The organism is Candidatus Fukatsuia endosymbiont of Tuberolachnus salignus (genome assembly GCF_964030845.1).
GTDB lineage: Bacteria > Pseudomonadota > Gammaproteobacteria > Enterobacterales > Enterobacteriaceae > Fukatsuia > Fukatsuia symbiotica.
The window spans coordinates 1,337,236-1,361,898 of the sequence record NZ_OZ034983.1 but is presented as its reverse complement, the minus strand read 5'-3'; the positions used below and the strand labels follow the sequence as shown (position 1 = coordinate 1,361,898).

The 24,663-nt window shown below is 49.3% G+C and carries 34 protein-coding genes and 3 pseudogenes; 31 read left to right on the top strand and 6 right to left on the bottom strand.

Annotated elements, in window-relative coordinates; translation table 11 throughout:
* The first annotated feature begins 102 nt into the window (after nucleotides 1-102).
* Nucleotides 103-351: a transposase gene (locus AAHH42_RS06725; protein WP_342222031.1), complete on the top strand. Its 249-nt coding sequence runs from the start codon at nucleotides 103-105 to the stop codon at nucleotides 349-351.
* Here AAHH42_RS06725 and AAHH42_RS06720 read toward each other — a convergent pair.
* A pseudogene (locus tag AAHH42_RS06720) lies at nucleotides 302-871 on the bottom strand (DUF4055 domain-containing protein); the annotation flags it as partial. The gene AAHH42_RS06725 and the pseudogene AAHH42_RS06720 sit on opposite strands and share 50 nt — an antisense overlap.
* 98 nt (nucleotides 872-969) lie before the next feature.
* Here AAHH42_RS06720 and AAHH42_RS06715 point away from each other — a divergent pair.
* Nucleotides 970-1,281, top strand: a complete 312-nt coding sequence (locus AAHH42_RS06715) for a type II toxin-antitoxin system RelE/ParE family toxin (protein WP_119797199.1) — start codon at nucleotides 970-972, stop codon at nucleotides 1,279-1,281.
* Nucleotides 1,282-1,283: 2 nt separating this feature from the next.
* On the top strand, nucleotides 1,284-1,574 hold the full coding sequence (locus tag AAHH42_RS06710) for a helix-turn-helix domain-containing protein (RefSeq protein WP_119797198.1): 291 nt from the start codon (nucleotides 1,284-1,286) through the stop codon (nucleotides 1,572-1,574).
* Between the two features lie 26 nt (nucleotides 1,575-1,600).
* On the opposite strand, the pseudogene AAHH42_RS06705 reads toward AAHH42_RS06710, so the two are convergent.
* Nucleotides 1,601-2,131, bottom strand: a pseudogene (locus AAHH42_RS06705) (terminase); the annotation flags it as partial.
* Between the two features lie 29 nt (nucleotides 2,132-2,160).
* Here AAHH42_RS06705 and AAHH42_RS06700 point away from each other — a divergent pair.
* The 7 genes and pseudogenes from AAHH42_RS06700 to AAHH42_RS06675 all read left to right on the top strand — a co-directional run bounded on the left by AAHH42_RS06700 (nucleotide 2,161) and on the right by AAHH42_RS06675 (nucleotide 5,826).
* Nucleotides 2,161-2,529, top strand: a complete 369-nt coding sequence (locus AAHH42_RS06700; RefSeq protein ID WP_072549715.1) for an IS630 transposase-related protein — start codon at nucleotides 2,161-2,163, stop codon at nucleotides 2,527-2,529.
* A gap of 265 nt (nucleotides 2,530-2,794) precedes the next feature.
* Complete coding sequence (locus AAHH42_RS06695; protein WP_342221998.1) at nucleotides 2,795-2,986, top strand: transposase; 192 nt, start codon at nucleotides 2,795-2,797, stop codon at nucleotides 2,984-2,986.
* Nucleotides 2,987-3,018: 32 nt separating this feature from the next.
* Complete coding sequence (locus tag AAHH42_RS14780; protein ID WP_323586526.1) at nucleotides 3,019-3,177, top strand: phage antirepressor KilAC domain-containing protein; 159 nt, start codon at nucleotides 3,019-3,021, stop codon at nucleotides 3,175-3,177.
* 10 nt (nucleotides 3,178-3,187) lie between these two features.
* A complete protein-coding gene (locus AAHH42_RS06690) occupies nucleotides 3,188-4,066 on the top strand; it encodes a helix-turn-helix domain-containing protein (protein WP_119797011.1) in 879 nt (292 codons plus the stop codon).
* Nucleotides 3,978-4,943 carry an ATP-binding protein gene (locus AAHH42_RS06685; protein WP_342221124.1) on the top strand — a complete coding sequence of 322 codons (966 nt, stop codon included), beginning with the start codon at nucleotides 3,978-3,980 and terminating at the stop codon, nucleotides 4,941-4,943. Before AAHH42_RS06690 ends, AAHH42_RS06685 begins: the two co-directional genes overlap by 89 nt.
* A gap of 34 nt (nucleotides 4,944-4,977) precedes the next feature.
* Nucleotides 4,978-5,341: pseudogene (locus AAHH42_RS06680) on the top strand (RusA family crossover junction endodeoxyribonuclease).
* Nucleotides 5,338-5,826, top strand: a complete 489-nt coding sequence (locus tag AAHH42_RS06675) for an antiterminator Q family protein (RefSeq protein ID WP_342221926.1) — start codon at nucleotides 5,338-5,340, stop codon at nucleotides 5,824-5,826. Before AAHH42_RS06680 ends, AAHH42_RS06675 begins: the two are co-directional and overlap by 4 nt.
* Nucleotides 5,827-6,132: 306 nt before the next feature.
* Here AAHH42_RS06675 and AAHH42_RS06670 read toward each other — a convergent pair whose 3' ends face one another.
* Nucleotides 6,133-7,191, bottom strand: coding sequence for a hypothetical protein (locus tag AAHH42_RS06670; RefSeq protein WP_342221925.1), 1,059 nt, complete (start codon nucleotides 7,189-7,191; stop codon nucleotides 6,133-6,135).
* A gap of 747 nt (nucleotides 7,192-7,938) precedes the next feature.
* On the opposite strand from AAHH42_RS06670, the gene AAHH42_RS06665 reads away from it, so the two are divergent.
* From AAHH42_RS06665 to AAHH42_RS06575, 19 genes are all read left to right on the top strand, one after another.
* Nucleotides 7,939-8,142, top strand: coding sequence for a class II holin family protein (locus AAHH42_RS06665; protein ID WP_425286317.1), 204 nt, complete (start codon nucleotides 7,939-7,941; stop codon nucleotides 8,140-8,142).
* Entirely contained in the window at nucleotides 8,139-8,657 is a 519-nt protein-coding gene (locus AAHH42_RS06660) for a lysozyme (RefSeq protein ID WP_342221923.1), read from the top strand. The genes AAHH42_RS06665 and AAHH42_RS06660 overlap by 4 nt, the downstream gene beginning before the upstream one ends.
* Complete coding sequence (locus AAHH42_RS06655) at nucleotides 8,650-9,108, top strand: lysis protein (RefSeq protein ID WP_342221922.1); 459 nt, start codon at nucleotides 8,650-8,652, stop codon at nucleotides 9,106-9,108. Before AAHH42_RS06660 ends, AAHH42_RS06655 begins: the two co-directional genes overlap by 8 nt.
* Nucleotides 9,109-9,280: 172 nt before the next feature.
* The gene (locus AAHH42_RS06650) at nucleotides 9,281-9,493 is read left to right on the top strand and encodes a hypothetical protein (RefSeq protein ID WP_342221921.1); all 213 of its coding nucleotides are present in this window, start codon (nucleotides 9,281-9,283) and stop codon (nucleotides 9,491-9,493) included.
* A gap of 17 nt (nucleotides 9,494-9,510) precedes the next feature.
* Nucleotides 9,511-10,071, top strand: coding sequence for a hypothetical protein (locus tag AAHH42_RS06645; RefSeq protein ID WP_342221919.1), 561 nt, complete (start codon nucleotides 9,511-9,513; stop codon nucleotides 10,069-10,071).
* Nucleotides 10,034-11,524 (top strand): terminase, encoded by a 1,491-nt coding sequence (locus tag AAHH42_RS06640; protein ID WP_342221050.1) that lies wholly within the window; start codon nucleotides 10,034-10,036, stop codon nucleotides 11,522-11,524. Before AAHH42_RS06645 ends, AAHH42_RS06640 begins: the two co-directional genes overlap by 38 nt.
* A 42-nt stretch (nucleotides 11,525-11,566) precedes the next feature.
* On the top strand, nucleotides 11,567-12,943 hold the full coding sequence (locus AAHH42_RS06635) for a DUF4055 domain-containing protein (RefSeq protein WP_342221049.1): 1,377 nt from the start codon (nucleotides 11,567-11,569) through the stop codon (nucleotides 12,941-12,943).
* Nucleotides 12,944-13,037: 94 nt separating this feature from the next.
* On the top strand, nucleotides 13,038-14,132 hold the full coding sequence (locus tag AAHH42_RS06630; protein WP_342221048.1) for a hypothetical protein: 1,095 nt from the start codon (nucleotides 13,038-13,040) through the stop codon (nucleotides 14,130-14,132).
* A gap of 201 nt (nucleotides 14,133-14,333) precedes the next feature.
* Nucleotides 14,334-15,086 (top strand): DUF6651 domain-containing protein, encoded by a 753-nt coding sequence (locus tag AAHH42_RS06625; protein ID WP_342221047.1) that lies wholly within the window; start codon nucleotides 14,334-14,336, stop codon nucleotides 15,084-15,086.
* Nucleotides 15,087-15,120: 34 nt separating this feature from the next.
* Nucleotides 15,121-16,146, top strand: coding sequence for a P22 phage major capsid protein family protein (locus AAHH42_RS06620; RefSeq protein ID WP_342221858.1), 1,026 nt, complete (start codon nucleotides 15,121-15,123; stop codon nucleotides 16,144-16,146).
* Nucleotides 16,147-16,659: 513 nt separating this feature from the next.
* Nucleotides 16,660-16,833: a hypothetical protein gene (locus tag AAHH42_RS06615; protein ID WP_342221860.1), complete on the top strand. Its 174-nt coding sequence runs from the start codon at nucleotides 16,660-16,662 to the stop codon at nucleotides 16,831-16,833.
* A gap of 1 nt (nucleotide 16,834) precedes the next feature.
* Complete coding sequence (locus AAHH42_RS06610; RefSeq protein ID WP_342221861.1) at nucleotides 16,835-17,314, top strand: DnaT-like ssDNA-binding protein; 480 nt, start codon at nucleotides 16,835-16,837, stop codon at nucleotides 17,312-17,314.
* A 4-nt stretch (nucleotides 17,315-17,318) separates the two neighbouring features.
* Nucleotides 17,319-17,669 (top strand): hypothetical protein, encoded by a 351-nt coding sequence (locus AAHH42_RS06605; RefSeq protein ID WP_342221845.1) that lies wholly within the window; start codon nucleotides 17,319-17,321, stop codon nucleotides 17,667-17,669.
* 144 nt (nucleotides 17,670-17,813) lie between these two features.
* On the top strand, nucleotides 17,814-18,269 hold the full coding sequence (locus AAHH42_RS06600) for a hypothetical protein (protein WP_119797405.1): 456 nt from the start codon (nucleotides 17,814-17,816) through the stop codon (nucleotides 18,267-18,269).
* On the top strand, nucleotides 18,266-18,673 hold the full coding sequence (locus tag AAHH42_RS06595; protein WP_342221846.1) for a phage tail terminator-like protein: 408 nt from the start codon (nucleotides 18,266-18,268) through the stop codon (nucleotides 18,671-18,673). Before AAHH42_RS06600 ends, AAHH42_RS06595 begins: the two co-directional genes overlap by 4 nt.
* 143 nt (nucleotides 18,674-18,816) lie before the next feature.
* Nucleotides 18,817-19,071, top strand: a complete 255-nt coding sequence (locus AAHH42_RS06590) for an AbrB/MazE/SpoVT family DNA-binding domain-containing protein (protein WP_119797406.1) — start codon at nucleotides 18,817-18,819, stop codon at nucleotides 19,069-19,071.
* On the top strand, nucleotides 19,068-19,418 hold the full coding sequence (locus AAHH42_RS06585) for a type II toxin-antitoxin system ChpB family toxin (protein ID WP_162860101.1): 351 nt from the start codon (nucleotides 19,068-19,070) through the stop codon (nucleotides 19,416-19,418). Before AAHH42_RS06590 ends, AAHH42_RS06585 begins: the two co-directional genes overlap by 4 nt.
* Before the next feature lie 202 nt (nucleotides 19,419-19,620).
* Nucleotides 19,621-20,187 (top strand): phage tail protein, encoded by a 567-nt coding sequence (locus AAHH42_RS06580; RefSeq protein ID WP_342221862.1) that lies wholly within the window; start codon nucleotides 19,621-19,623, stop codon nucleotides 20,185-20,187.
* Between the two features lie 11 nt (nucleotides 20,188-20,198).
* Complete coding sequence (locus AAHH42_RS06575; protein ID WP_072551181.1) at nucleotides 20,199-20,510, top strand: phage tail assembly chaperone; 312 nt, start codon at nucleotides 20,199-20,201, stop codon at nucleotides 20,508-20,510.
* Between the two features lie 19 nt (nucleotides 20,511-20,529).
* On the opposite strand, the gene AAHH42_RS14775 is transcribed toward AAHH42_RS06575, so the two are convergent.
* Nucleotides 20,530-20,652, bottom strand: a complete 123-nt coding sequence (locus tag AAHH42_RS14775) for a hypothetical protein (protein WP_425286316.1) — start codon at nucleotides 20,650-20,652, stop codon at nucleotides 20,530-20,532.
* Here AAHH42_RS14775 and AAHH42_RS14770 point away from each other — a divergent pair.
* Nucleotides 20,609-20,722: a DUF1799 domain-containing protein gene (locus AAHH42_RS14770; protein WP_425286327.1), complete on the top strand. Its 114-nt coding sequence runs from the start codon at nucleotides 20,609-20,611 to the stop codon at nucleotides 20,720-20,722. The genes AAHH42_RS14775 and AAHH42_RS14770 overlap by 44 nt on opposite strands.
* A gap of 1 nt (nucleotide 20,723) precedes the next feature.
* Here AAHH42_RS14770 and AAHH42_RS06565 read toward each other — a convergent pair whose 3' ends face one another.
* Together AAHH42_RS06565 and AAHH42_RS06560 are read right to left on the bottom strand one after the other, a co-directional pair.
* Nucleotides 20,724-20,915 carry a transposase gene (locus tag AAHH42_RS06565; protein ID WP_342221998.1) on the bottom strand — a complete coding sequence of 64 codons (192 nt, stop codon included), beginning with the start codon at nucleotides 20,913-20,915 and terminating at the stop codon, nucleotides 20,724-20,726.
* Nucleotides 20,916-21,180: 265 nt separating this feature from the next.
* Nucleotides 21,181-21,549 (bottom strand): IS630 transposase-related protein, encoded by a 369-nt coding sequence (locus AAHH42_RS06560; RefSeq protein ID WP_072549715.1) that lies wholly within the window; start codon nucleotides 21,547-21,549, stop codon nucleotides 21,181-21,183.
* 155 nt (nucleotides 21,550-21,704) lie between these two features.
* Between AAHH42_RS06560 and AAHH42_RS06555 the strand changes: the two genes are divergently transcribed.
* Entirely contained in the window at nucleotides 21,705-24,488 is a 2,784-nt protein-coding gene (locus AAHH42_RS06555) for a phage tail tape measure protein (protein WP_342221918.1), read from the top strand.
* The last annotated feature ends 175 nt before the right edge of the window (nucleotides 24,489-24,663 follow it).

Below are 24,663 nucleotides of genomic sequence, written 5' to 3'. Positions count from 1 at the left end.
ACCACCGTTTGTGCCTTTGAATACAATATCAATAGCGATATTTTTCATGCGTGGGTAACCCAAGACTGACTGCCAAAAATCCCTCAAGGGGCTGTTATCGTGATGGATAATGTGAGCTTTCACAAACGCCAGGATATCCAGTCTACTAGACAAAAATCTGGTTTTATTCTGGAATATCTCCCGACGTATTCTCCTGACCTCAACCCGATTGAGCACAAATGGGCTCAGGCTAAAGCCCTTCGTAGGAAACGACAATGCGATATCGACACTCTCTTTTCTGACCCTTTGTTTTTAATCAATTTATACGGCTACAGCCATAAGGGGCGGTCTCGACGACAATCTCTTCTTTAATCCGCAGTTCTGTCAGCTGGACCGGCCCTCCCTGGTGGCTGGATTGCCAGCCGATGACCTGACGGGGATTAATCAACACCGCATAGGGACGGGCGCCACGGGCTTTTTCCTCAGCACGGGTTTTCAATGCTTCCACACGGGGGTAGTCAACCAGCGCATGTGCCACGCCGTATTGCAGCGCCAGACTAAAATACGCTTGCGCCCAGACATCCAGTCGGTTGCCCAGCAAATCTATATCCTGGCAGTACTCGACCATCACGACCGGGGTGGACTCACTCAATTGGGTGGGTTCTGAAAAAACACGACCTAAGTTATTTTTGAGGGTTTCCTCGTAAGCCGGCAGCAGCGTGGCGACGGAGAGACGTTGCTGATAGCTGTGTTTATCTTCATTCGTCCAGCGCGGTAAATAAGTTTCACCCTGTTGCCGTAGGCATAACGTGCCACCCATCAGGGCATCGTTAATATCCCAGGCGGCCAGCAGGCTGGGGTAGTCGAGATGGGGGGTGGAAATATCGAACATAATAGCTTTCCAGAGAATAAAATAGCGCCATATATCGGATTGACGTCGTCATTTTAATCTGTACACTGTGTTTACAGTACACCAATGACGTATAAACAATGATTTTTATTGAAACCGATATATTCACAGAAGATTGCAAAGCATTACTTCGCGACGATGAGTATCGGGAATTACAACAATATCTTACTGATAATCCAGAAGTCGGCGATGTCATTACACATACTGGCGGATTACGTAAAGTACGCTGGGCGGCAAAAGGTAAAGGTAAGCGCAGTGGTGTTAGAATTATTTACTATCATAAGGTCGCTGTGTCTCACATCAGGTTGTTGCTGATTTACAAAAAAGGGATAAAAGACGACTTAAGTACGGATGAAAAAAAAGTATTACGTATTCTGAATGAAAGGTGGTAACAATGGATAAAAAACTCTTTTCTCGATTAACCGAAAGCATGAAGCAGATGAACAACATTATCGAGGGTAATGCCTCTCCTTCTCGTGAAACTGTTTGCAGTAATGTCAAGGTAAAAACTATCAGACAGGCAACCGGTTTGACTCAAAGCGGGTTTGCTCGGTTACTGGCTGTTAATGTGGGCACGTTACGTAACTGGGAACAGGGACGACGTGAACCCACAGGCCCAGCTAAAGCTTTATTACGAGCCATTGATAACGATCCGACGCATGTACTAAAAGCACTGTCAGCCTGATGATACCGCGCTAATGGTATTCTCCTCTACATTCTTAATGGTGTCACTTGCCCCCGAAGCTGACGGTGATTTCTTTTGGCGACGGCAAAATAACGAAAGGCATCGGCGGCGTGGGAACTGGCATCGTGCAACGGTTTGTCTTTCCAGCAGCCGTACTGGTTATCCCAGGCTTTGCGGTAGCGCTCCAGGTGGCTGAGGCCTTGTTCACAGGTCACGCTATCAAACGCACAACGTGGCAGGATTTCGCGTACCGATTCAATGCCTTCATCGACACGCAATCGGGGGACTACCTTGAAATTGATGCGGTAAATGTCACCGTCCAGCGCATAACCTTCGTAAGCCAGTTGCCGACGGCTTTTGCCGTCGCCAGCCAATTCTCGATTATCAATATCGTGTGGTGCCCAATGTTCACCGTAGTGATAGGCGCGGGCTTTCAATACCTGCATGTAATGCCGTAGGCCTTCGCCACTGTTTTCGTAATAATCCATCAGGTGAAATTCACTGCCGACTTCACGGACAAACCAGATAACCGTGGCATCGCCTACTCCTATAGCGTAGGCTGTATAAATTGATGTATAATTTCAAGATGACTTATCCATTAAAATTTCGCCAACATGTATTGGCTATTAAAGAGCAAGAAAAGCTTACATATGCCCAAACGGCCACACGTTTTTGTATTGGGACCGCAAGTCTGATGCGCTGGGCTAAACGAATAGAACCTTGTCTGACACGTGATAAACCCGCCAGTAAAATAGCTCGAGCGGCGTTGATTCTTGATGTGGAAACCTACCCTGACGCGTCTCAATACGAGCGAGCCCAACGTATGGGAGTGAGCGCTAGAGGTATCTGCCATGCGTTGAAACGGGCAGGGTTTAGCTATAAAAAAAACATTTTATCATCCAAAAGCCAACGCCCAATCCCGAGAAGATTTTCAGATCAAGATCCAGGCCTATGAAGCCAGCGAGACCCCTATTATTTACGTTGATGAAAGCGGTTTTGCTCATGACATGCCCCGCCTCTACGGCTATTGAGCTAAAGGTAAGCGGTGTTACGGTCAACATGATTGGCACGCTAAAGCATGTACCAATGTCATTGGCGCTCAGCTTAACGGAAAATTAACCACCGTTTGTGCCTTTGAATACAATATCAATAGCGATATTTTTCATGCGTGGGTAACCCAAGACTGACTGCCAAAAATCCCTCAAGGGGCTGTTATCGTGATGGATAATGTGAGCTTTCACAAACGCCAGGATATCCAGTCTACTAGACAAAAATCTGGTTTTATTCTGGAATATCTCCCGACGTATTCTCCTGACCTCAACCCGATTGAGCACAAATGGGCTCAGGCTAAAGCCCTTCGTAGGAAACGACAATGCGATATCGACACTCTCTTTTCTGACCCTTTATTTTGAATCAATTTATACGGCTACAGCCATAGGAGTACCTGGAGCGGGACTATTTCACCTTCAGAGAAACGCCCATCGAGACGGAGCACGGGATGAAAATCACCTTCACCCCGCTACTGACCGGCAAGGGCCAAGCGTGGCTAACAAAAAAGCTATGTGAAGCAGGCTTATTGAAAACGATCACAAACGCGGCATAGGGAATAGACAATGAGTATGAAATTAATGACACACGCCATGAGTATCAAAGTGGGGAATCCGCTGAGAAAACTGATTTTACTCAAATTGGCTGATAATGCCAACGACCAAGGCGAATGCTGGCCGTCAGTGCCCTATATCGCTCATCAGTGTGAAATGACAGATCGCTCGGTACAAAAACATCTTCACCAGTTGGCAGTAGACGGCTTGCTGTGGATTGAATATCGTAAAAATGAGCAGGGCGTGAATAAATCGAATGTTTATCATTTGACGTTAAACAATGCCCCAAAAGTGAAGGGTGAAAATAAGTCACCCGGGGAGGATACAGGTTCACCTCCTGGTGAATCAAGAACGCTGGGTGGAGTATCTGGCACACGGGGTAGCGCATCTGGAACACCAGGAAGGGGTGAATCAGGAACACCCAGAATCAGTCATTCTTTTGAACCAGTCATAGAACCTGTCATAGAACCTAACACCCCAACTGCGAGCAAAATTTGTGCAATCAAAGTCGATGAGTGTCCTGCCAAGCGAGAAGACCCCATCCCCCACCCTGACTGTTTTCCTGCTCAGCGTAATTCCCCTCACGTTGACACTCAGACCAGCCTAGCGAGCCGTTACGCCTTCGAAGGGAAGATAATCCGCCTGACCCCGCAAGATTTCGACAGCTGGCAAACGCTATTCCCGCATTTGGACTTGGTCTACGAGCTGACACGATTGGATTTAGAGTTTCGTCACGACACGCCTAAAAGCTGGTTTTGCACCGCCAGTCAGAAACTGAATTACCAGAACAAACGGGCAGTGGATGGCACCACCTTCAAACGGGTTTCTGGCGACCGCTTCGCCAAAAAAGACTACGGCACCACGGTATTTCCGGCGTGGATGGAAGGGTAATGTGATGAATGTCATTGAAAAAATAGAAAATTCGCGTCAGCAGCAAGACCTCACTTTTCTTGAAGACCGGTTGAAAAGTGCCCGTGCCCCGCTGAAGGAAATAGCAGGGGTTCGGGTTGATGTAGCAGAGGTCCTCTGCCCACAACACGGGGCTTTTGAACAACGCTGTCGAACCCTGCAGGGCTTTGCCAACGTGCAACAGAAAACGGACTGTCCGGCGTGTTTACACGAAAAAATCACCGTATTGAAAAAGAATATCGCCTCAGACCAGCAGCGAAATCAGGCCCAATTGATTAAAAATTTGCTGAGCCAGACGGGTATCCCTGCGCGCTTTACCACTGCCAGTTTTGAGTCTTATCAGCCGATTAATGCTGAATCCTTGCGTTGCCAGAAGGTATGCCAGGCCTATGCACAAAAATGGCATGAGCGTTTAGCGCAAGGCGGTGGGTTGGTGATGTGCGGCAAACCCGGGACAGGAAAAAATCATCTGGCGGTTGCGATTGCTAAACACATCATTACGACACACCACGCCTCGGTTGTTCTGACATCCGCGCTACGTATTACTCGAGAGGTCAAGAGCACCTGGGCGAAAGACGCCACCCAAACCGAATCCGAGGTGATTAAGCACTACACCGGTGTCGACATGTTGATTATCGATGAAATCGGTGTGCAGTTTGGCAGTGAGGCCGAAAAGCTGATTTTATTTGAAATCATCAACACCCGCTATGAAAACATGAAACCGACGCTGCTGCTGAGCAATTTGCCGAAAGAAGACTTAACGACTTACCTCGGTGAGCGAGTACTGGACAGAATGAACGAAGGTGGCGGTTGTACTTTGGCGTTTACCTGGGAGAGCTATCGGGTCAGGACGGCATAACACATCAACCGGCGCCAGTAGAGACAGATGAAACATGAATGAATATCGAATAGTGCTGCCTTACCCGCCGACAGTGAATACCTATTGGCGACATGCCAGAGGCCGACATTACATCAGCAAACAGGGCAGGCAGTACCGTACCGAGGTTATTGCGTTAATTGTACGTAAGGGGCTTACCCTGTGCCTAAAAAGTAAACTTCGTGTCAAGGGTACGAGTTCATGTCCCAGACCGTAGGAAACGCGATTTAGATAACCTGCTAAAGGCACCGCTGGATGCGTTAGTACACGCAGGCATGATTGCCGATGACAGTGTGATTGATGACCTACACATCATTCGGGGTGAACAGGTAAAAGGCGGCAGGATGGAAATAATCATAACGGAACAGGAGGCAGCATGAACGTCACACAACTTAGGCTCAATAATGAGCAGTATCACTGGGTTAACAGCTGGTTGGAATGCTGGGGAGCCTGGGTATACAGCGGTCGATTGGAGAAGCCACAGAGCAGCCTCATCGCCCACTGTATGGCGACAAAAAAGCCACAAGAAAGTCCTACCAGGCCAATGTGTAATGATGATGACGGGTTGTTGATTTCTCGGGTGGTGGATACGGTGATACCGGTGGATAACCAGGCTTTTGGCATCCTGCTCAGTTACTACGTACAACGCCTTTCCCGTTATTCGATAGCGGTTTATAGCCAGAAAGCCGCTATACCGCGCAATATCAGCACACGAGGGGGCAACCGATTTAAAACCCCCTCACTGGCTACCTGCCGTAGGGAAATTGATCAAATACTCGAAGAAAGTCTGTATCTACTCCATCCTTCCCTCGAACAGGCATTTAAAAGTCGTAAACGTGTCGATAAAATTAAAAAAGTGGCGTAATGCTATTGACTGAAAAGAGCAAATGAGCAATGATTGCAGGGTACCCTGCCGTGTCTATGTATTGATAACGAACAACCGTAAAACCCTGACCTTCGCTGTCGGGGTTTTCGCCTTTGATTATAATAAGTACTCGGAGCGACATTGATCTCGTAACCGTGAAATCGGCTACCGAGATTGGTAGCTCGGATATCAACAGAAAAAACGAACGTGTAAAATGTTTTTTACTCTCACATCACGGCCACATTTCGAGAAAGAGTAACTATCTACTTACTCTATAATGCCTTAATTCCAGTCAAAAGGATTAATTTATATATAGAATTGTCCACTATTGTAACTGTGGAATAATATTTCGGCAGAATTCTCTTTCTCTCTAGATACACCTAAATAGAATGCCATCTTGGTAAAGGATGGAATGTTTTTTTCTGTTAATTTGCAAAAAAATAACTTAAATAGGGTTGGAGATGTAATTATATCTAGATTACGTCCATCCTGACACTTAATAATTTCCTGAGACCAGTCTTTCAAAATACTGAATTGCTCTTCTAGACTGTACGCATTCAAACTTTCATTCATCTTAGGAATTTTCTGAGATAGTATCTGCTCTTCATCTTGTCCTTTCGGCAATTCAGCTATTAATTCATCTCTACTTGAGCGGCTCGTTAAATAATTCTCAAATTCTTTACACAGGACTGATGGTTCCTTTCCACCCCTTTTCGCAAGTTCTAAAAAAATAGTGTTTAATTTATCAGACCCCAACGGCAACAATTCTTTTGGATCTAGGTTATTAGCTAGTAATTTATTTATAACATTGTTTATATTATCCTCCGTTAATACTGCTTCCCTGGGGAGTACTTGTTTAGTATTTCCTTGACAAAGAGATTGTTTTTTTATATCCAAGATTTTTAATGCCATAGAACTGATTCTATCTTTTTTACACTGTTCCAATTCCTGGACCTTTGATAAACCTTTAAAAGGTTCATCTAGAGTTTTAGAAACCATATTCCCGGATTCATTTTGCTTTGGGGTAGTTGTCTCTACCGTATATAAGGAACTGGTTTGTAGATCATGTGTGTGTGGATTTGCCACTTGAGACACAAAACGTAGCGATCTACTATAAGGATGATAACGATAATCTCCGTGCGTACTCGATCCTACAAAACCTTTATGAAAAGCAGGTACATCTGTTGCACTAGTTTGATAATCTGTAGGAAGACAGGGATATATTTGAGTATTCTCATTATTATTATTTGTAAAAATGGTTGATGAAATTTCTTCAGACCTTCTAGAAAGTTCTTTAACAATTATGGTTAGCGTCTCGGCTCCTAAAGATAGAAAATATTCCGATTTGAAGTTATCAACTACCAATAGTTATATAACCTCCTCTGTCGTTAATGCTTTTAATTTGATTTCCTTTTGTACGGTATAATTTGTTTGGTCCGAGGAGTAAGCTTTATCGTTAAGTTTTCTTATTATATTTATTAAGTTGCATGCAATCATTTGCATTTTAATAGGAAGGCGAATACCGTTAACAACACTTGGATGGTCTCGATGGAAAGTAGCCATGGATTCCGGTGAGAGTGGTGTATTATCTACGGACCGGAATTCTTGTGAAAATGGCAGTTTGTCAGATTGCCTCTCCGACGAAGAAGAGAAATTTTGTATATGATTAGTTTGGGATGAATGTGATACGTTACCTGGCATTTTACTCTTCTCTATTGTAATTTAATGAACGTGAACGATAAATTTTTATGTAGTTAAATGAAAAAATTAATTGCCTTTATTTATTCGATGATAATTAAAGATATTTAAAAATAGCAATCCAACCGAGCATAATTGATAAAACTCTTCTTTCAAATAGCATATTTACGTTTGGAGATGTAATAATTACGTATCTTTACATATTAATACAAAGAAACGTTATACAGAATATTTTTGTAACATGCTTGCAAAAAACGCTTATTTAAGGCTGTGCATCACGTGGCCTTTTTCATTTTAGCGCCTACCCAAAATACCCATCAGTGCTCAACCCTTTTATTCACAGGGAGGTGACGCTATTTCTATGACACCCCCCCGACCCCTAGCGGGAAACGGTATCCCCACTCAGAGACGAGAATGAGCATGGAAAAACTGACCACCGGCGTTGCCTATGGTGCTTCCGCCGGTAGCATCCTGAATGGTTTGCTAAACAGCTACAGCCCGGAACAATGGAACGCCATTGGCGTGCTCGCGGGCGTCTCTCTGGCGGTGCTGACCTATTTGACCAATCTGTATTTCAAAATTAAAGAAGACAGACGCAAGAGCGGGACACGCCAATGAGTAAGTTAAGCAAACCCATGCTGGGACTGATTTTGGCAGGTGCCACTGCAACCGCTCTTCTTACGCAATTTCTGCATGAAAAAGAAGGTAATCGGCTGACGGCCTATCGAGATGGCGCGAATGTGTGGATAATTTGCCGCGGTGCGACACGAGTTGATGACAAGCCAGTGGTGCAAGGCCTGCAACTCAGCGCTGAAAAATGCGAGCAGGTTAACAAATTTGAGGTGAATAAGGCGATTGCCTGGGTAGAACACCATGTTCAGGTACCGTTAACCGACGCACAGAAAGCCGGTATTGCTTCATTTTGTCCGTATAACATCGGTGCAGGCAAATGCCTTTCCTCTACCTTTTATCGCAAACTCAATGCCGGTGACTACCGTGGGGCCTGTACTGAAATCAAACGCTGGCTATTTGATGGTGGTAAAGATTGTCGCATTCGAGCTAATAACTGTGCGGGTCAAGTGATGAGACGCGCGCAAGAAAGTGAACTCACCTGTTGGGGACTCGATGTTTAATCGCTTATTTTTTATCCTGATGAGTTTCATTCTGCTCGTCAGTCTGGTGGCGCTTTATTACCACACTGAATCAGTAAAAAAAGACAACATCATCAAAACGATAAGGGATGAGCGCGATAACCTCTTTATCACGCTCCAAACAACGCAAAAGCAACACCAACAAATAGCCGTGCTCGATAACAAACACACCCAGGAATTAACCGATGCTAAAACTCAGCTCGCTGTCCTTGAACGTGATGTTCTTGTTGGCAAGCGTCGGGTGCAGCTCGCTGCCCGCTGTGAAACATTGCCCGCCACCCCCACGGCCACCCGCCTGGATGATGCTGCCGGTGCCCGACTTGACGACGCCGTTGTCAACGATTATTTCCGTCTCCGAAAAGGCATTGAAATAGTCACGCAGCAAATTGCAGGCTTGCAGGCGTACGTTACCCAGGTCTGTTTGGCTCAATAAATAATCAAGAAGATGAAGTTGGGTTACGGTGTTAACGTCATGTGCATTTGAAATGCCGAGGGTAAATTCACCCGTAATAACCATGATTCAAGCTATTTCTTCATGTTCATGAAATTCACTTTTATCGACATAACACGACGACATGTCGATCGCATCAACACAGGAGCACCCTATGTACACCATCAAAGTTAATTTCGGCAACGGTCAAGGCGAAGTTGGCTATCCGAGCGCCCATTGGGGCTGGAACCGCAATGCTCAACGCCTTGATATCGCCTCCAACGGTATCAGTGATGCCATTCATCTTGCCTCCTCTGATACTGCCTTTGTGCTGAACGCCGCAGGCCAGACGGTAGCGACCTATACCCATCTCGATAAATCCCCCTAACCCAAGGAATGCTCATCATGGCAAAACCTGACTGGGAGGCCATCGAATCGGCTTACCGCGCGGGTGTGTTGTCTGTCCGTGCGATAGCAAAACGCTATCAGGTACCTGAATCGACCCTCAGGAAATTTGCAGTAAGAAACGCGTGGCAAAGAGACCTGACCGAGAAAGTGGCGGCGGCCACAAAAGATAAAGTGGTGCGCAGTGCGGCTGTGCGCACTTTTTCTACTAAAAATACTGTGCGCACCGACCACGATATTATTGAACAAGCTTCGGATGAAGCTTTGTCTGTCGTTTTATCCCATCGTGTGGCCTTAGCCGGTTGGCGGCAGATTGCTAACCATCTGAAAGCCTTCCTCAGCAGTACCGTTATCACCGAAGACAACCATGCTGCTCTTGCGAGAACGCTCAGCGCCGGGGTGGATGCCCAGCTGAAACTGATTAAAGGTGAGCGCGATGCCTATGGCTTGAACAACGAGACGGCGCCAGGGGCCGAGAAAGAGTTGGCACAATGGATGAAAGACCTCGCGGAAGGCAACGCCCATGGCATTCGATCCAACGCTGAAAACAAAATTAGCTGATCGCTTTTGGCGCTTAAACCACCTGTATTTTATTACCGATAAACACGGACGTAAAATCCGTTTTACGATGACGGCGCAGCAGCGTGCCTATTTCACGGGGATGCATACACGCAATCTGATTTTGAAAGCCCGTCAGCTGGGCTTTACCACCGAGGTGTGCCTTATCCAACTGGATGCCGCACTCTTTGAGTCAGCCAAATGTGCCTTGATTGCACATACCTTAAACGATGCCAAACGCCTGTTCCGCGAGAAAGTGAAATACGCCTACGACCATTTGCCTGACCTTCTTAAACGTGCTAATCCCGCCCGCAATGATTCCGCAGGCGAATTGGTGTTTCACAACGGCGGCTCACTGTACATCAGCACCTCCTTTCGCGGTGGCACCTTGCGCTATTTGCATATTTCCGAATTCGGCAAGCTGTGTGCCAAATTTCCTGAGAAAGCCCGTGAAATCGTCACTGGTGCCTTTGAAGCGGTCGCCACAGACTGCGTGGTCACCATTGAATCGACGGCAGAGGGCCGTGCGGGGTATTTTTTCGATTACTGCCAAACGGCGGAAAAAGCCTTACTCAGCAACAAACCCTTAGGCCCATTGGATTGGAAGTTCTTCTTCTTTTCCTGGTGGAACAATCCGCAGTATGCCTTGCCGGTGAGCAGTCCGTTGCCGCCGCGCTTGCAAGCCTACTTTAGCGAGCTGCAAACCAAACAGTCGATTAGGCTAACGGCGGAACAAAAAGCCTGGTATTACGCCAAAGAAAGCACACTGGGTGACGACATGAAACGCGAGTATCCGTCAATCCCGAGCGAGGCCTTTCAGCAATCGATTGAGGGCGCATATTACGCCAATCAGTTCCGTTATCTCTATGAGAATCAGCGCATTGGTACCTTACCGGCTAATCCGCACCTGCCGGTGCACACCTTTTGGGATTTAGGAGTAGGCGATGCCACGGTTATCTGGTTTGTCCGTGAGGTCGGCAGTGAATTTCACCTGATGGATTATTACGAAAACAGTGGCGAAGGCCTGCGGCATTACATGCAGGTATTGAAAGCCCGCGCCTATCACTATGGCGAACACTGGGCCCCGCACGATATTGATAATCGAGAATTAGCGGGCGACGGCAAAAGCCGTCGGCAACTGGCTTATGAAGGTTATGCGCTGGACGGTGACATTTACCGCATCAATTTCAAGGTGGTCCCCCGATTGCGTGTCGATGAAGGCATTGAGTCGGTACGGGAAATCCTGCCGCGCTGTGCCTTTGATAGCGTGACCTGTGAACAAGGCCTCAGTCATTTGGAGCGCTACCGCAAAGCCTGGGATAACCAGTACGGCTGCTGGAAAGACAAACCGCTGCACGATGCCAGTTCCCACGCCGCCGATGCCTTTCGTTATTTTGCCGTCGCCAAAAGAAATCACCGTCAGCTTCGGGGGCAGGTAACCCCCTTAAGACTGTAACGGCCCTCTACAGTCGCGTTAACAACCCATGAGAGTCAAACCATGTCCGATATTTCCACGCCCCATCTTGACTACAACAGCCTGCTAGCTGCCTGGGACATCAATGACGCCCTGATGGGCGGCACCTTATGCCTACGGCAACAGGGCGAAACCTATTTACCGCGCTGGACGAATGAAGATAAACACAGCTATCAGCAACGTCTCTCCGTCGCCACGCTGCTGCCGGCTTACGAGGAAACCCTCAAAAATAACTTAGGTCGTGTCTTTTCAGAACCGACCCAATTGAGTGAGTCCACCCCCGCCGTGATTGTCGAGTACTGCCAGGATATGGATTTGCTGGGCAACCGGCTGGATGTTTGGGCGCAAGCGTATTTCAGCCTGGCGCTGCAATACGGCGTGGCGCATGCGCTGGTTGACTACCCCCGTGTGGAAGCATTGAAAACCCGTGCTGAGGAAAAAGCCCGTGGCGCCCGTCCCTATGCGGTGTTGATTAACCCCCGCCAGGTCATCGGCTGGCAATCCAGCCACCAAGGAGGGCCGGTCCAGCTGACAGAATTGCGAATTAGAGAAGAGATTGTCGTCGAGACCGCCCCTTACCGCCAACAGAAAATCGCGCAAATCCGCAAGTTGACGCCCGGTCGGGTTGAACTCTACCGTAAAATCAGGCAAGCCGATGGCAGGGAAACCTGGATACTGCACGACAGCTGGGCAACCTCCTGCCCTCGCATTCCGTTGGTGACATTGTACAGCAAACGCACCGGTTTTATGTGTGGCGCCCCGCCGCTATTGAATCTGGCGTTACTCAATATCAAACATTGGCAAAGCCAGAGTGAGCAAGACAATATTTTGCATGTGGCCCGGGTGCCCATCCTCAATGTGTTTGGTCTTGAAACCGGCGAAAAGTTGACCATTGGTGCCTCAAGCGCGACACACTTTACTGACCGCACCAAACAGGGCAGTGCGTACACCGAACATTCGGGCGCCGCCGTAGGAGCAGGCAAAGAGGCACTGACGGATTTGGTCGAGCAGATGCGTCAAGCCGGTGGCAAGCTGTTGCGCAGTCAAAACAGTAGCACCAAGACCCTCGACCAAGTGAGCGAAGAGCGCCTACAAGAACAATCCCCGCTCTACACCCTGTCTAACTCGCTAGAAGATGCCCTCGATACCCTGTTGCAACTGATGGCAGACTGGTCAGGCGAAAAAGACGGCGGCAAGGTGGACATTCGCACCGAGCTTGAAACCACCCAGCAAGCCTTCAATGCCCCGGCCGCCCTGGCGATACAGGCACTGCGGCAAGGCGGGGATATTCGTCAGGTGGATGCCATCCGCGCCTTACAGGCACTGAACCTTATTGATGCCGATGCCAACCCGGAAACCCTGTGTGATGAACTTAACAATTTGCCACCGGATTTACTGTAACGCCCGCGTGGCATCGTGAGGTGACGCGCAGGCTGTATAAAAACACCCCGTTATCCTCATGCCATCAAACCGGTTTTTCTATTAAGGGGTTACCATGTCCACAGTCAACCAACGTCTGCGTGATGAAGCCCTGGCACACAGTCTGTTTCAATCACGCTATGCTCTCGGGGTGGTTAAAGAAAAGGTGGCACTACTCAACCAATATGATGCTGAACTAACCGCCCGACTTTTCGGGAAATTGGAGAAGGTTAATCCGCAACACATCGAAGTCAAACAGTTAGCCCGCTTGTTAGCCTGTGTCCAAGAGGTGAATCAGCAGGCAATGAGTACCCTGTATTTATCGCTCAGCGAGGAATTGCTAGCCTTTGCTGAGCACGAAGCGGGTTATCACTGCCGTCTCTTTGATACCCTGCTGCCTGATGGGGTGCTACACCGCTATCCCTTAGCGATTATCACCGCAGAACAGGTTTACGCGGCAGCGATGGCGCAGCCCTTTCAAGGGCGTTTACTGCGCGACTGGGTCAGTCATCTGGAAAGCGATCGCTTTCAGCGTATCAACAACGCGGTAAAAAACGGGTTTCTCTTGGGTGATACCGTCGAGCAAATTACACGCAAAGTACGCGGGAGCAGGGCAAAACAGTATCAAGATGGGGTACTGGACATCAGTCGCAAAAATCTCACCAGTGTGGTCAAAACCGCTGTTAACCATGTTTCAGCGGTAGCACGGGATAAATTTGCTGAAAATAACGCCGCAATGATAGACAGAAAACAGTGGCTCAGTACGCTGGATAACAAAACCTCATCACCCTGTGTTATCCGTGACCGTTTGTGCTACACCCTAGCCGGCCAGCCACTCGGCCACAAAATCCCCTATCTGCAAGGACCGGGACGCCTGCACTTTTGCTGTCGCTCAACGGAGACACTGGTCATCAAATCCTGGCGCGCCCTGGGCATTGACTTAGATGAGCTGGACCCGGGCACACGCGCCAGCCTGGACGGGCAAGTGCCTGCGGATACCACGTATTCTGACTGGTTACAGCAACAACCTTACGCGCGGCAAATCCAAGTCCTGGGTAAAACCCGCGCTAAAATGCTGCGAGAGGAGGGACGGCGTCCCGACGCATTTTTTAGCGACAAAGGGGAATGGCTCACGTTAGAACAGCTGCGCGAAACCCTCCATATAGAGTAAAAAATCAACATGTCAGCACAACTTAACATGTTCTCTCATCACGTAAAGTAGCAAAAACTGGACATTTTAAAATAGCGTTGATAACCAACTTCACACAGGCCACCCCAGGGTGGCTTTTTTTATGAACAGCTGTGAGCGGAAGCGACACAGCGCCCGGGTCGGATGACCGGTTAACCCAGCCTGCGGGCGGAGACAATAGCAATGAAATTGCACCTCGATACAGAAGGAAAAGCGGTACTGGAAAACGGCATGCCGGTGTATTTGCATGAGGACGGCAAAGCGATCCCCTTTGATGCGGTGGCAGCCTTGAACAAAATTAGCGCCCTCAATGGGGAAGCCAAAAGCCACCGTGAGGCCAAGGAAGCACTCGAAGCCAAGCTCAAGGCGTTTGCCGGCATTGACGACCCAGCGAAAGCCCGTGAAGCACTGCAAACGCTCACCCACATCGATCAAAAGAAATTAATCGAGGCCGGTGCGGTCGACCAGGTGAAAGCACAAATCACTCAAGCTTTTCAAACTCAGCTTGACGAGGCCAGCAGCAAAAATAAAACCCTGGAAGCCCAGTTGTATCAAGAGATGATTGGCGGACGTTTCAGCAGCTCGACGTTTATCCAGGATAACCTGGCGATCCCGGCGGATTTGGTGCAAGCCCGGTTCGGTCACGCATTCAGCATTGACGCAGGTAAAGTGGTCGCCACGGATGCGGCAGGCAACAAGGTATTCTCACGCCGTCAGCCCGGGGAAATCGCGGAGTTTGAGGAAGCCTTAGAATACCTCATCGAACAGTATCCGCACAAAGACCACATTCTGAAAGCCTCCGGCCACCGTGGCGGCGGTTCACAACCCACACCCCAGCAGCACGGACACAAAACACTCAAACGCAGCGCCTTTGATGCCTTGGACATCGGCAGCAAACAGGCCGCACTCAAAGACGGTATCTCGATCGTCGATTAATTACACACCTTACCCTTAACCCTGGAGCAACAGCATGGCAGGCAATACCTTAACGGGGTTGATCCCCACCATTTATACCGCATTAGACAGCGTTTCCCGTGAGCAAGTCGGTTTTATTCCCGCCGTCGCCCGTAACAGCAAAGCGGAAACCGCCGCCCTCGATCAAAATATCACCGCACCGGTGGCCCCCATCGCTAAAACGGTGGACATCGTGCCCGGTCCCACGGCGGCAGGCAGTGCGGAACAAACACTCAGTACGGTGGAAGTTAAAATCAGCAAATCCAAAATGGCGCCCGTGCAATGGAACGGGGAAGAACAACTGGCTGTCGGAAAGGCAGGGAGCACTCCCTTTGGCGTCAAAGAAGACCTGGCCGATTTTGCCGATGCGCGTCGCGTGCTGGAAGATAACGGGGCCCCGACCACCGATTTGCAAATGGTCTTGGGGTCAGCGGCTATTTCCAACATTCGTGGCAAACAATCCGTCTTGTTTAAAGTCAACGAAGCGGGCAGCGAAGCCCTGTTACGTGAAGGCACCATCGGGCGTATCGAAGGCTTTAATTTGCACAATTCCGCGGGCATCAAACGGGTCACAGCAGGGACGGGTAGCGGGTTTCTGGTCAACAAAGCGGGCGGTTATCACGTCGGCAATCAGCTCATTGCCGTAGACAGTGGAAGCGGCACGATAAACCGAGGGGATATTGTCACCTTTACCGGCGATACGCATCAATACGTGGTGGCAGCAGCCAGCGCCTCGACTATCACCTTGTCTGCACCGGGCTTGTTGCAAGACCTGGCGGACAACACCGCTGTCACGCTGGTTGGTCACTACACCGCTAACATGGCATTCGATCGCAATGCATTCCTGCTGGCGTCACGGACACCGGCGATGCCTCAAGGCGGGGATATCGCCGATGATGTGATGAATGTCACCGATCCGGTCTCCGGCATGACTTTCCAGGTGGCGCTCTACCGTCAGTATCATCAGATACGCTATGAAGTCGGGCTAGCCTGGGGTGTCGCGGCAGTGAAACCGGAGCACAGTGCGCTGATTTTAGGCTAAGACAGCGGCGTGATAGCCGCTTTATTTTAACTGAATAGAGATAAGCATAAGTCTAACTCATATACAAAAAAGCGGGTCACCCGATTCTTGGGGGCATCATGATATCCTGTCGATCAGTAATCTGTTGAGATAAAGGACACGAGGGGGTTGTTTTCTGTTGAGAACAAACGAGCAGGCGTGAAAGCCACGGACCTTCAGGTACCATCCAAACTTTACAACCCGCAGGAACCGCAGCAGGGGAAGCAAAGGTAAACATTGGCGATAATAAAATTGGTAATAGTGTCAAAAGTTTCTTGGTCCTTTTCATGTAAATATCCTTTTTTTCCGTAACAATCCAAATGTTGTATTTAATGTCACTGTACCATGATGCAATATAAACAGGGTTGCAAGTAAAGGTACGTAATTAAAATACACGACTAACATATTGATTGTAAAGTATATTTTGTGTGAATATGTGGTCTACTTAGTGAGGCTTATGCTTATCCCGAATCGAGGTTATGTTAGGAAAAAAGCATGACGAAAAACAAAAAAGACAATACAGCAGTAACACCACCGCCTTCAGCACTTATCCCGATGATGCATCCTTCCCCTCTTCACCCTGATGATCCGATAACCGCCAATGTGCATCCCGATGAAATCACCCGCTGGCTGGATGAAGGCTGGCAACACAGTGAACAGGAAAAATAACATGCTCATCACGGATATCAATTCACCCGAAAGGGAAAGTTATGCCCGTGTCGCCGATTTGCGACGACTCGCCAGCAAACGAGGTGAGCCGCTCCCCGAGGAGGACATTGCCTGTGAAACCTTGTTGATAAAAGCTCTGGATTACCTGGCGGGACTGAACTGGCAAGGCGAACGGACCACCGCTTCTCAGCCCCTGGCCTGGCCGCGCTCAGGGGTTATCTTCGATGGCTATTTATTGCCCAAAGAGTGCATTCCATCACAAGTCCTTCAGGCGCAATGCCGTCTGGCGTTGGCCGCACAGGCTATCGATTTGACGCCGTCGTTTTCAGGTGGCAAGGAAGTTATTCAGGAAAGTGTTTCAGGGGCAATCAGTGTGACCTATGCGTCGGGGTCTGCTTCGTCACCTCATTTTAGCTGGTTGCCTGGCTTACTGCACGGCCTGCTCATCAGCAGCTGCCAAATCCAGCTCGTCAGGGGGTGATGACATGGCGATCAATGATGCAGGCTTACGCCGTGCTGCCGACCGTTTATTGCGTGACAATGGTGTCCCTTATACCCTACAGCGAGGCGGGGGTGTTCAGGTCATCAAAGGCGTTGAAATCGCTGTTCCGCTAGAAAATCACAGGCTGACGGGTGTCATGGCGCGTTACACCACCGGTGAAATTGATGGCACGCTTATCCAACAAGGTGACAGTAAAATGATGGCAACCGCTGAGACGGAAATTTATCAGGGCGATCGCCTTCTTATCGAGGGCAAAGCCCATCGGGTGATACAGGTCACTCCCGTGAAACCTGCTGCATTGCTGCTGTGTTATCAATTGCAACTGAGAGCCTAAGAACCTGTTCTAAATCTCTTGTGCTTGCTGATACTTCGTCAAAAACGCGCTCAAAATGCTCATTTACTCTCTGTAAACTGCGCTTTTTCACACGTTTTTTCCTCGTCTGAGCGTCGCTCAAGAAGATTTGGAACAGGCTCTAAGATGACGGATAACAAACCTTTTATGGCCTCCATGACTGCCTTTATTAACCAGAGTAAACAGGCGCATCAGGCACTCCCCCAGGTGCTGGGCATGAAAATATTGGCAAGATTGGTGACAATGTCGCCAGTGGGTAACGCGGACACCTGGCAAGGCAAAGCGCCACCCGGCTATACCGGTGGTCGATTTCGCGGCAATTGGCAGGTGACCTTTGATGTGCCCGCAGAAACAGAAACCGGACGCATTGACCCCCGTGGCAATCTGACGCTAACGGAGGGAATGCAGCAATTAACGCAGTTTACGCCGGGTACGCAGGCCATCTATTTCAGCAACACCGTGCCCTATGCCTATCGGCTGGAGTTCGGTCACTCGAAACAGGCGCCCAACGGTATGGTTCGTGTCACCGCGGAAGCATTCCAGACGCTGTTTAACCAGGCGGTTAAGGAGATGAAAAAATGAGCACGGGACGTATCATGGCGCTACTTGAGCACCATCTGGGCACCTGGGCAGCAAAAAAAGGGGTTCCCGTCGCCAGTCAAAACGTGCAGTTTAGTGACACCGGCAGCCTGTATCTGCAATCGTATCTCTTGCCTGCCACCACAGAATGCCTGGATTTAGCGCAAGTTTCCCGGGTTTATCACGGGGTCTATCAAATGACCCTCTGTGTCCCGACGGGTAGCGGCCAGGCTCAAGTTCAAGCTGTCGCTGATGACCTCATCAATCTGTTTGATTTGGGCACCACGTTAACCGATGGCCTTATCCGCTGTGCAATCATTAGTGTCCTCACAGTATTTGCGGGTATCACGCACTGTCACACCTACAGTCTGCCCCTCAGTCTGCGCTATCGGGCGCATATGATTTGATCGGCGACTACCCCGTAGTGAATTGTTAGAGTGCTTCACATTTGTCAGAGGGTATCTTCACATATAATGTATAGACTAAATATAATTATTGACTTCTTCTGTCACTATTATACGCTGTATAAACATCAATGTTCGGAGGTCTTATGACAGTAGCCATCAAAAAATGGGGCAATAGCAACGGTATCGTCATACCGGCGCTCTTTCTGAAAAAAATTGGGGTCTCTGTAGGTCAAGAACTGGATCTGGAAATCAAAGACGGCACCTTGGTTCTGACGCCCAAACCTAAGCGTTACACCCTGGCCGAACTGATTAAACAATGTGATGCCAGTGCCCCACTTGAAACGGAAGAAAGTGTATGGGGTGACGATCACTCCCCCGTAGGGGAAGAAATATGGTGACACGTAGAAAAGGATTTTCGCGCGGTGATATCGTATTGTTAACACTCAACCCGACTCGAGGAAAAGAACAGCAAGGTGACAGACGACCAGTATTGGTACTCTCTCCTAAAAACTTCAATGATCTTGGCATGGTTTTGATTGCCCCGATCACACAAGGCGGTGCTTTCTCAAGGTATCAGGGTTTCACGGTAACATTATCAGGGAGTGGCGCGCAAACCCAAGGCGTCGTGTTATTAAATCAAAGCAGAATGGTTGATATCACTGCCCGAGACGGTGAATTCATTGAAAAAGCTGATCACATCGTGATTGAAGAAGCGCTCATTAAACTACACACCCTCATCGAATAAAAAAGTCGGACAGCGACCTTATCTTGATCAACTGCCCTCGAAAATTATTTCGTTATCAATTTATTTCTAAACATCCTCTTATTCTCTCAACACTCGGAGACAGCTTATGGGCTTTGCCTTACCAAATGGTGCCCAGGTTTACCTGGCCTCAGACTACGAAACCGCGCTACCGTTTACGGCTATCACGAATGCTGCCCATGCGGTGCTCACGGTGGTCGGCAACGACAAAATTAAAAAGGATGACCTTGTTCACCTGTCTTCCGGCTGGACGGGGCTCAATGAACGGGTTGCTCGCGTGTCGGCGGCGACGGCAACCAGCCTCACCCTGGAAAATATCGACACCCGCCAGACCACACAATTTGTTGCCGGTGGCGGCGCGGGCAGTCTGCGCAAAATAAAAACCTGGACAGAAATCCCGCAAATCAAAGAGGTTGCCAGTTCTGGCGGCGATCAACAAACGGTCAGCCTGCAATTTTTATCCGATACCGTGCAACGCAATATCAACACCGTGAAAGCCCCGCGCACCCTGACCTATACCTTGGGACATGATCCTGCTTTGGCGATTTATCCGCTATTACGGGAGACCGATCAGCGTCAGGACGTGGTCGCCTTCTCGATGTTCGTGCCGCAGGCCAAAGAAAAGCGCTACTGGTCAGCGACGGTGGCTTTTAACGAGGTGCCTCATACTGAAGTTAACGCCGTGGAAACGGTCTCATTGGTACTGAATATGCAGAGTCCCGCCATGACATTTTACAAAGAACCCGCTTAAGGAGACACCGTATGTCGATCGAATTTACGTTGCAACCTCAGCCCAGATTTAAAGCCGATGTGGCGATTCCACGCGCGGGCCTGGAGGCAGGTATCGTGACCTTTACCTTCAAACATGTGCCACTCAACGAGATGGCGGAGCGGGAAAAACGCAAAAACCAAACGGGATTGGATTTTGTTGAGCACATTACCGCCGCCTGGGCGCTGCCCGATGAGTTAAATCGTGACAATCTGACCAAGCTGGCGAATAACTATCCCCAAGCCATTGAAGCTATCATTCACACCTTTTACCGTGAGCTCCTGGGTCAACGCGAAAAAAACTGAGGGCGGTTGCGACGGCGCTCTACACCCCAGCGCCTTGTGCGGAAGAATTAGCCAGCGCAGGCTTACGCCCTGAGGATTTTTCCCCGCAGCCTCTTGAGATTTGGCCTGACATCTGGCCGTCTTTCCTCGTCATGCGTGCCATGTCAACCCAATGGCGCACGGGGATGGCGGGTCCGACTGGCCTGGATTATGGCTGTAGCCGTATAAATTGATTCAAAATAAAGGGTCAGAAAAGAGAGTGTCGATATCGCATTGTCGTTTCCTACGAAGGGCTTTAGCCTGAGCCCATTTGTGCTCAATCGGGTTGAGGTCAGGAGAATACGTCGGGAGATATTCCAGAATAAAACCAGATTTTTGTCTAGTAGACTGGATATCCTGGCGTTTGTGAAAGCTCACATTATCCATCACGATAACAGCACCTTGAGGGATTTTTGGCAGTCAGTCTTGGGTTACCCACGCATGAAAAATATCGCTATTGATATTGTATTCAAAGGCACAAACGGTGGTTAATTTTCCGTTAAGCTGAGCGCCAATGACATTGGTACGTGCTTTAGCGTGCCAATCATGTTGACCGTAACACCGCTTACCTTTAGCTCAATAGCCGTAGAGGCGGGGCATGTCATGAGCAAAACCGCTTTCATCAACGTAAATAATAGGGGTCTCGCTGGCTTCATAGGCCTGGATCTTGATCTGAAAATCTTCTCGGGATTGGGCGTTGGCTTTTGGATGATAAAATGTTTTTTTTATAGCTAAACCCTGCCCGTTTCAACGCATGGCAGATACCTCTAGCGCTCACTCCCATACGTTGGGCTCGCTCGTATTGAGACGCGTCAGGGTAGGTTTCCACATCAAGAATCAACGCCGCTCGAGCTATTTTACTGGCGGGTTTATCACGTGTCAGACAAGGTTCTATTCGTTTAGCCCAGCGCATCAGACTTGCGGTCCCAATACAAAAACGTGTGGCCGTTTGGGCATATGTAAGCTTTTCTTGCTCTTTAATAGCCAATACATGTTGGCGAAATTTTAATGGATAAGTCATCTTGAAATTATACATCAATTTATACAGCCTACGCTATATGGCTGCCTACTCCACGTGATGACTCTACTAGGCGTAGAACCCCGCGCAACCGTTTTTGACGATATTCGCACCCTGGAAAGTATCGCCTTGTCCCTGATCCACTCACGGAGTGCCACATGACAGAGATTGCAACGATTTCGCTACGTGTCGACACCTCAAACCTGGAAAAAGGGGACAGGGCACTGGCTCACTTTGGCGACACGGCCGCGCGTACTGCCGCGCAAGCCGAGGATTTCAATTCATCGTTTACACCGGCCACCCGTACGCTCAATGCGTTCGGCCATCAAACACATCAAGCCAATCTTAGCCTGCAACAACAGCGTGATGAGCTGCACCGCTTATTGGGTAAAATTCATCCGGTCACCGCGGCCTTTGGCAAGCTTGATGAGAGGGAAGCGCAGCTCAGGCGGTATAAAAACTTGCCGTTCCTTGACAAGGACACCTTTGACCAAGCCGCCCGGGCAATTCATCAGGCGCGTGATGAACTCGCTCAAGCTGCCCAAGCGAGAACCGCTGAAGGTCGTGCCGCGGCGGCGCAAGCCGCTGCAGACAAAGTCGCCGCTCAGGCAAAAAACGCCTTTATTGCTAAACTGCGTGAACAAAGTGAATGTCAGGGGAAAACCACTGCGGAGATTTTGGCCTACAAAGCCGCACAATTGGGCGTCACCCAACAGGCTGCACCTTTCATTGCCACACTCAGGGAACAAGAAAACAGCTGGAAAAAAGGCACGATATCGGCGGGTCAATACCGGATGGCATTACGTCAATTGCCGATGCAGTTTACCGACATTGCGACCTCGATTGCCGGGGGGATGCCGCTGTACCTGATTGCCATTCAGCAAGGAGGACAAATCCGGGACAGCTTTGGTGGCATCGCCAATGCACTCAAAGCCATGGGACAGTGGCTGACACCGACCAAAATCCTGCTCGGGGGCGCCGCGACCGCGCTGGCAAGCGTCGGACTGGCCTACTACCGGGGTGCACAAGAAAGCAGCACCTTCAATAAGCAGCTGATTTTGACCGGCCAGTATGCGGGCAAAACCGCCACTCAATTACAACAGTTGGCTAAACGACTCTCCGGTGACGGGTTAACCCAATCGGCGTTATCGGCAGCTCTGGCACAGGTGGTGGGCAGCGGCGCGTTTGACAGCACACAAATTGAACAGGTCAGCGTGGCGGCCGCCAAAATGGCGGCGGCAACGGGACAATCCGTCGATGACACCGTCAAACATTTTACCCGCTTACAGGAGGAACCGCTTACTGCGGTCAAAGCGCTCGACAAGCAATTGCATTTTCTGACGGCTTCCGAGTATGAACAGATAGCCGCCCTGGAACGCGCGGGCAATACCTTGGGTGCCGCACGTCTGGCGATGGAGGCCTATGCCAATGCCCTGAAAACCCGGGCGGATGACATCGTCGCTAATCTGGGCACGATGGAAAAAGCCTGGTACAGCCTGAAAAACACGGCCAAGAGCGCCTGGAATGCCATGCTGGATATCGGCAGAGACAAAACGATACAGGATGAACTGGCCCTGGCGGAGGCGCATTTAAATGCGGCGCGCAAAGGGTTTTTTAATCGCACCCGTATCAAAGAGCTGGAAAATAAAAAAACGGCCTTACTGGAAAAGCAATTTCAGGATGAATTAACCGCGGCGCGTAAAAAAGCCCATCACACCACCGAAGCAATCGAAAAAGCGGCGCTGCAACGCCGTGACCACTGGCGTGAACGCTATGCCAACCAAGCCCAGCAGCGCAGCAAAGAGCTGAAAAAATTTAACGAGATTGCTACCCGATTCAGCCCGCAGGAACAAGTGCGTATCCGTGCGGCTATCGAAGCACGATTTCCCGACGAGAAGCGCAAAAAATCACCCAACATCCGCCAGGCAACAGGCCGTCCAGCCGCAGTCTATCGCGATGATGCTGCCACCCGTGCTTTACTGGAAAGCCGTCAGCGGGTCGCGATGTTACGTGAACAGGCAACGCTCACGGCTTCAATGAATGAGCAGGAAAAGCAGCAGGTGAGATTCACACAGCAGATAGCGGATTTAAAAACCAAATCGTTATTGACTGCTGACCAACAATCTCTGTTAGCCCGTGCCAAAGAAATCAATGCCAGCCTGCAACTGGAAGCTCAGTTATCCCGTGAGAACAGCCAGCGCCAAAAAGCGCTCGCCGCACTCAAACAGATGGAAGACACCAGCCAGTCTCTTGCCCGTCGTAACGCTCAGCAGCAGGCTAGATTTGGACTCACCGATAAACAGGCAAAACGCGTTGACCAGACCTTTCAGCTGGATAATACCTATCAGAAACAAAAAGAAGGCATCACCGATGCCGAGCAACTAGAAAAAATCACCGCCGCCTATCTCAGGGCAAAACAAGAATTACATACCGGTTTTCATCAGGAAAAAATGAACGAGGGCAACTGGCTGGCGGGCATGAAACAAGGAATAACCGAATACGGTGAAACCGCCACTCACGTCTTCGCGGCAACACAAAAACTCGCCAATCACACCCTGGGCAACTTGTCCTCGATGATGACCGAATTGACCACCACCGGTCAGGCCAATCTAAAAAGCTTTGCCACGGCGTTTTTGACAAATATCGTCGATATCATTAATCGCCTATTAATTGCCCAAGCGATACAAGCGGCTATGGGCTGGATAGGGGGGGCGTTTACAACTCACCCTGTAAATGCAGCCAGTAGCAATGCACTGGGAACCGGTGTTATGGGCATAAATACTCGCTGGAGCAGTAATGTGCCCAGTCATGCGAAGGGTGGCTACACCGGTGAAGGCGACAAATACCAGCCTGCGGGTATCGTCCACAAAGGCGAATTTGTGATGACTAAAGACGCCACCGAGCGTATTGGCGTCGATAATCTTTATGCCCTTATATCTTGATTATTAACTTTCAAAGGTTGATGATCCCCAACTGATCATTGGGATGTCACCGGAGAGTTTGTTTGCGCCCTTAGGCTTAAAGCTTGTGCAGTCAGATAAAACCCCGGTGACATATTTATCGTCGCCTGTAAGACCGAACGGTATCTTGTGCTAAGAGCACGTATTTATAAGGAAG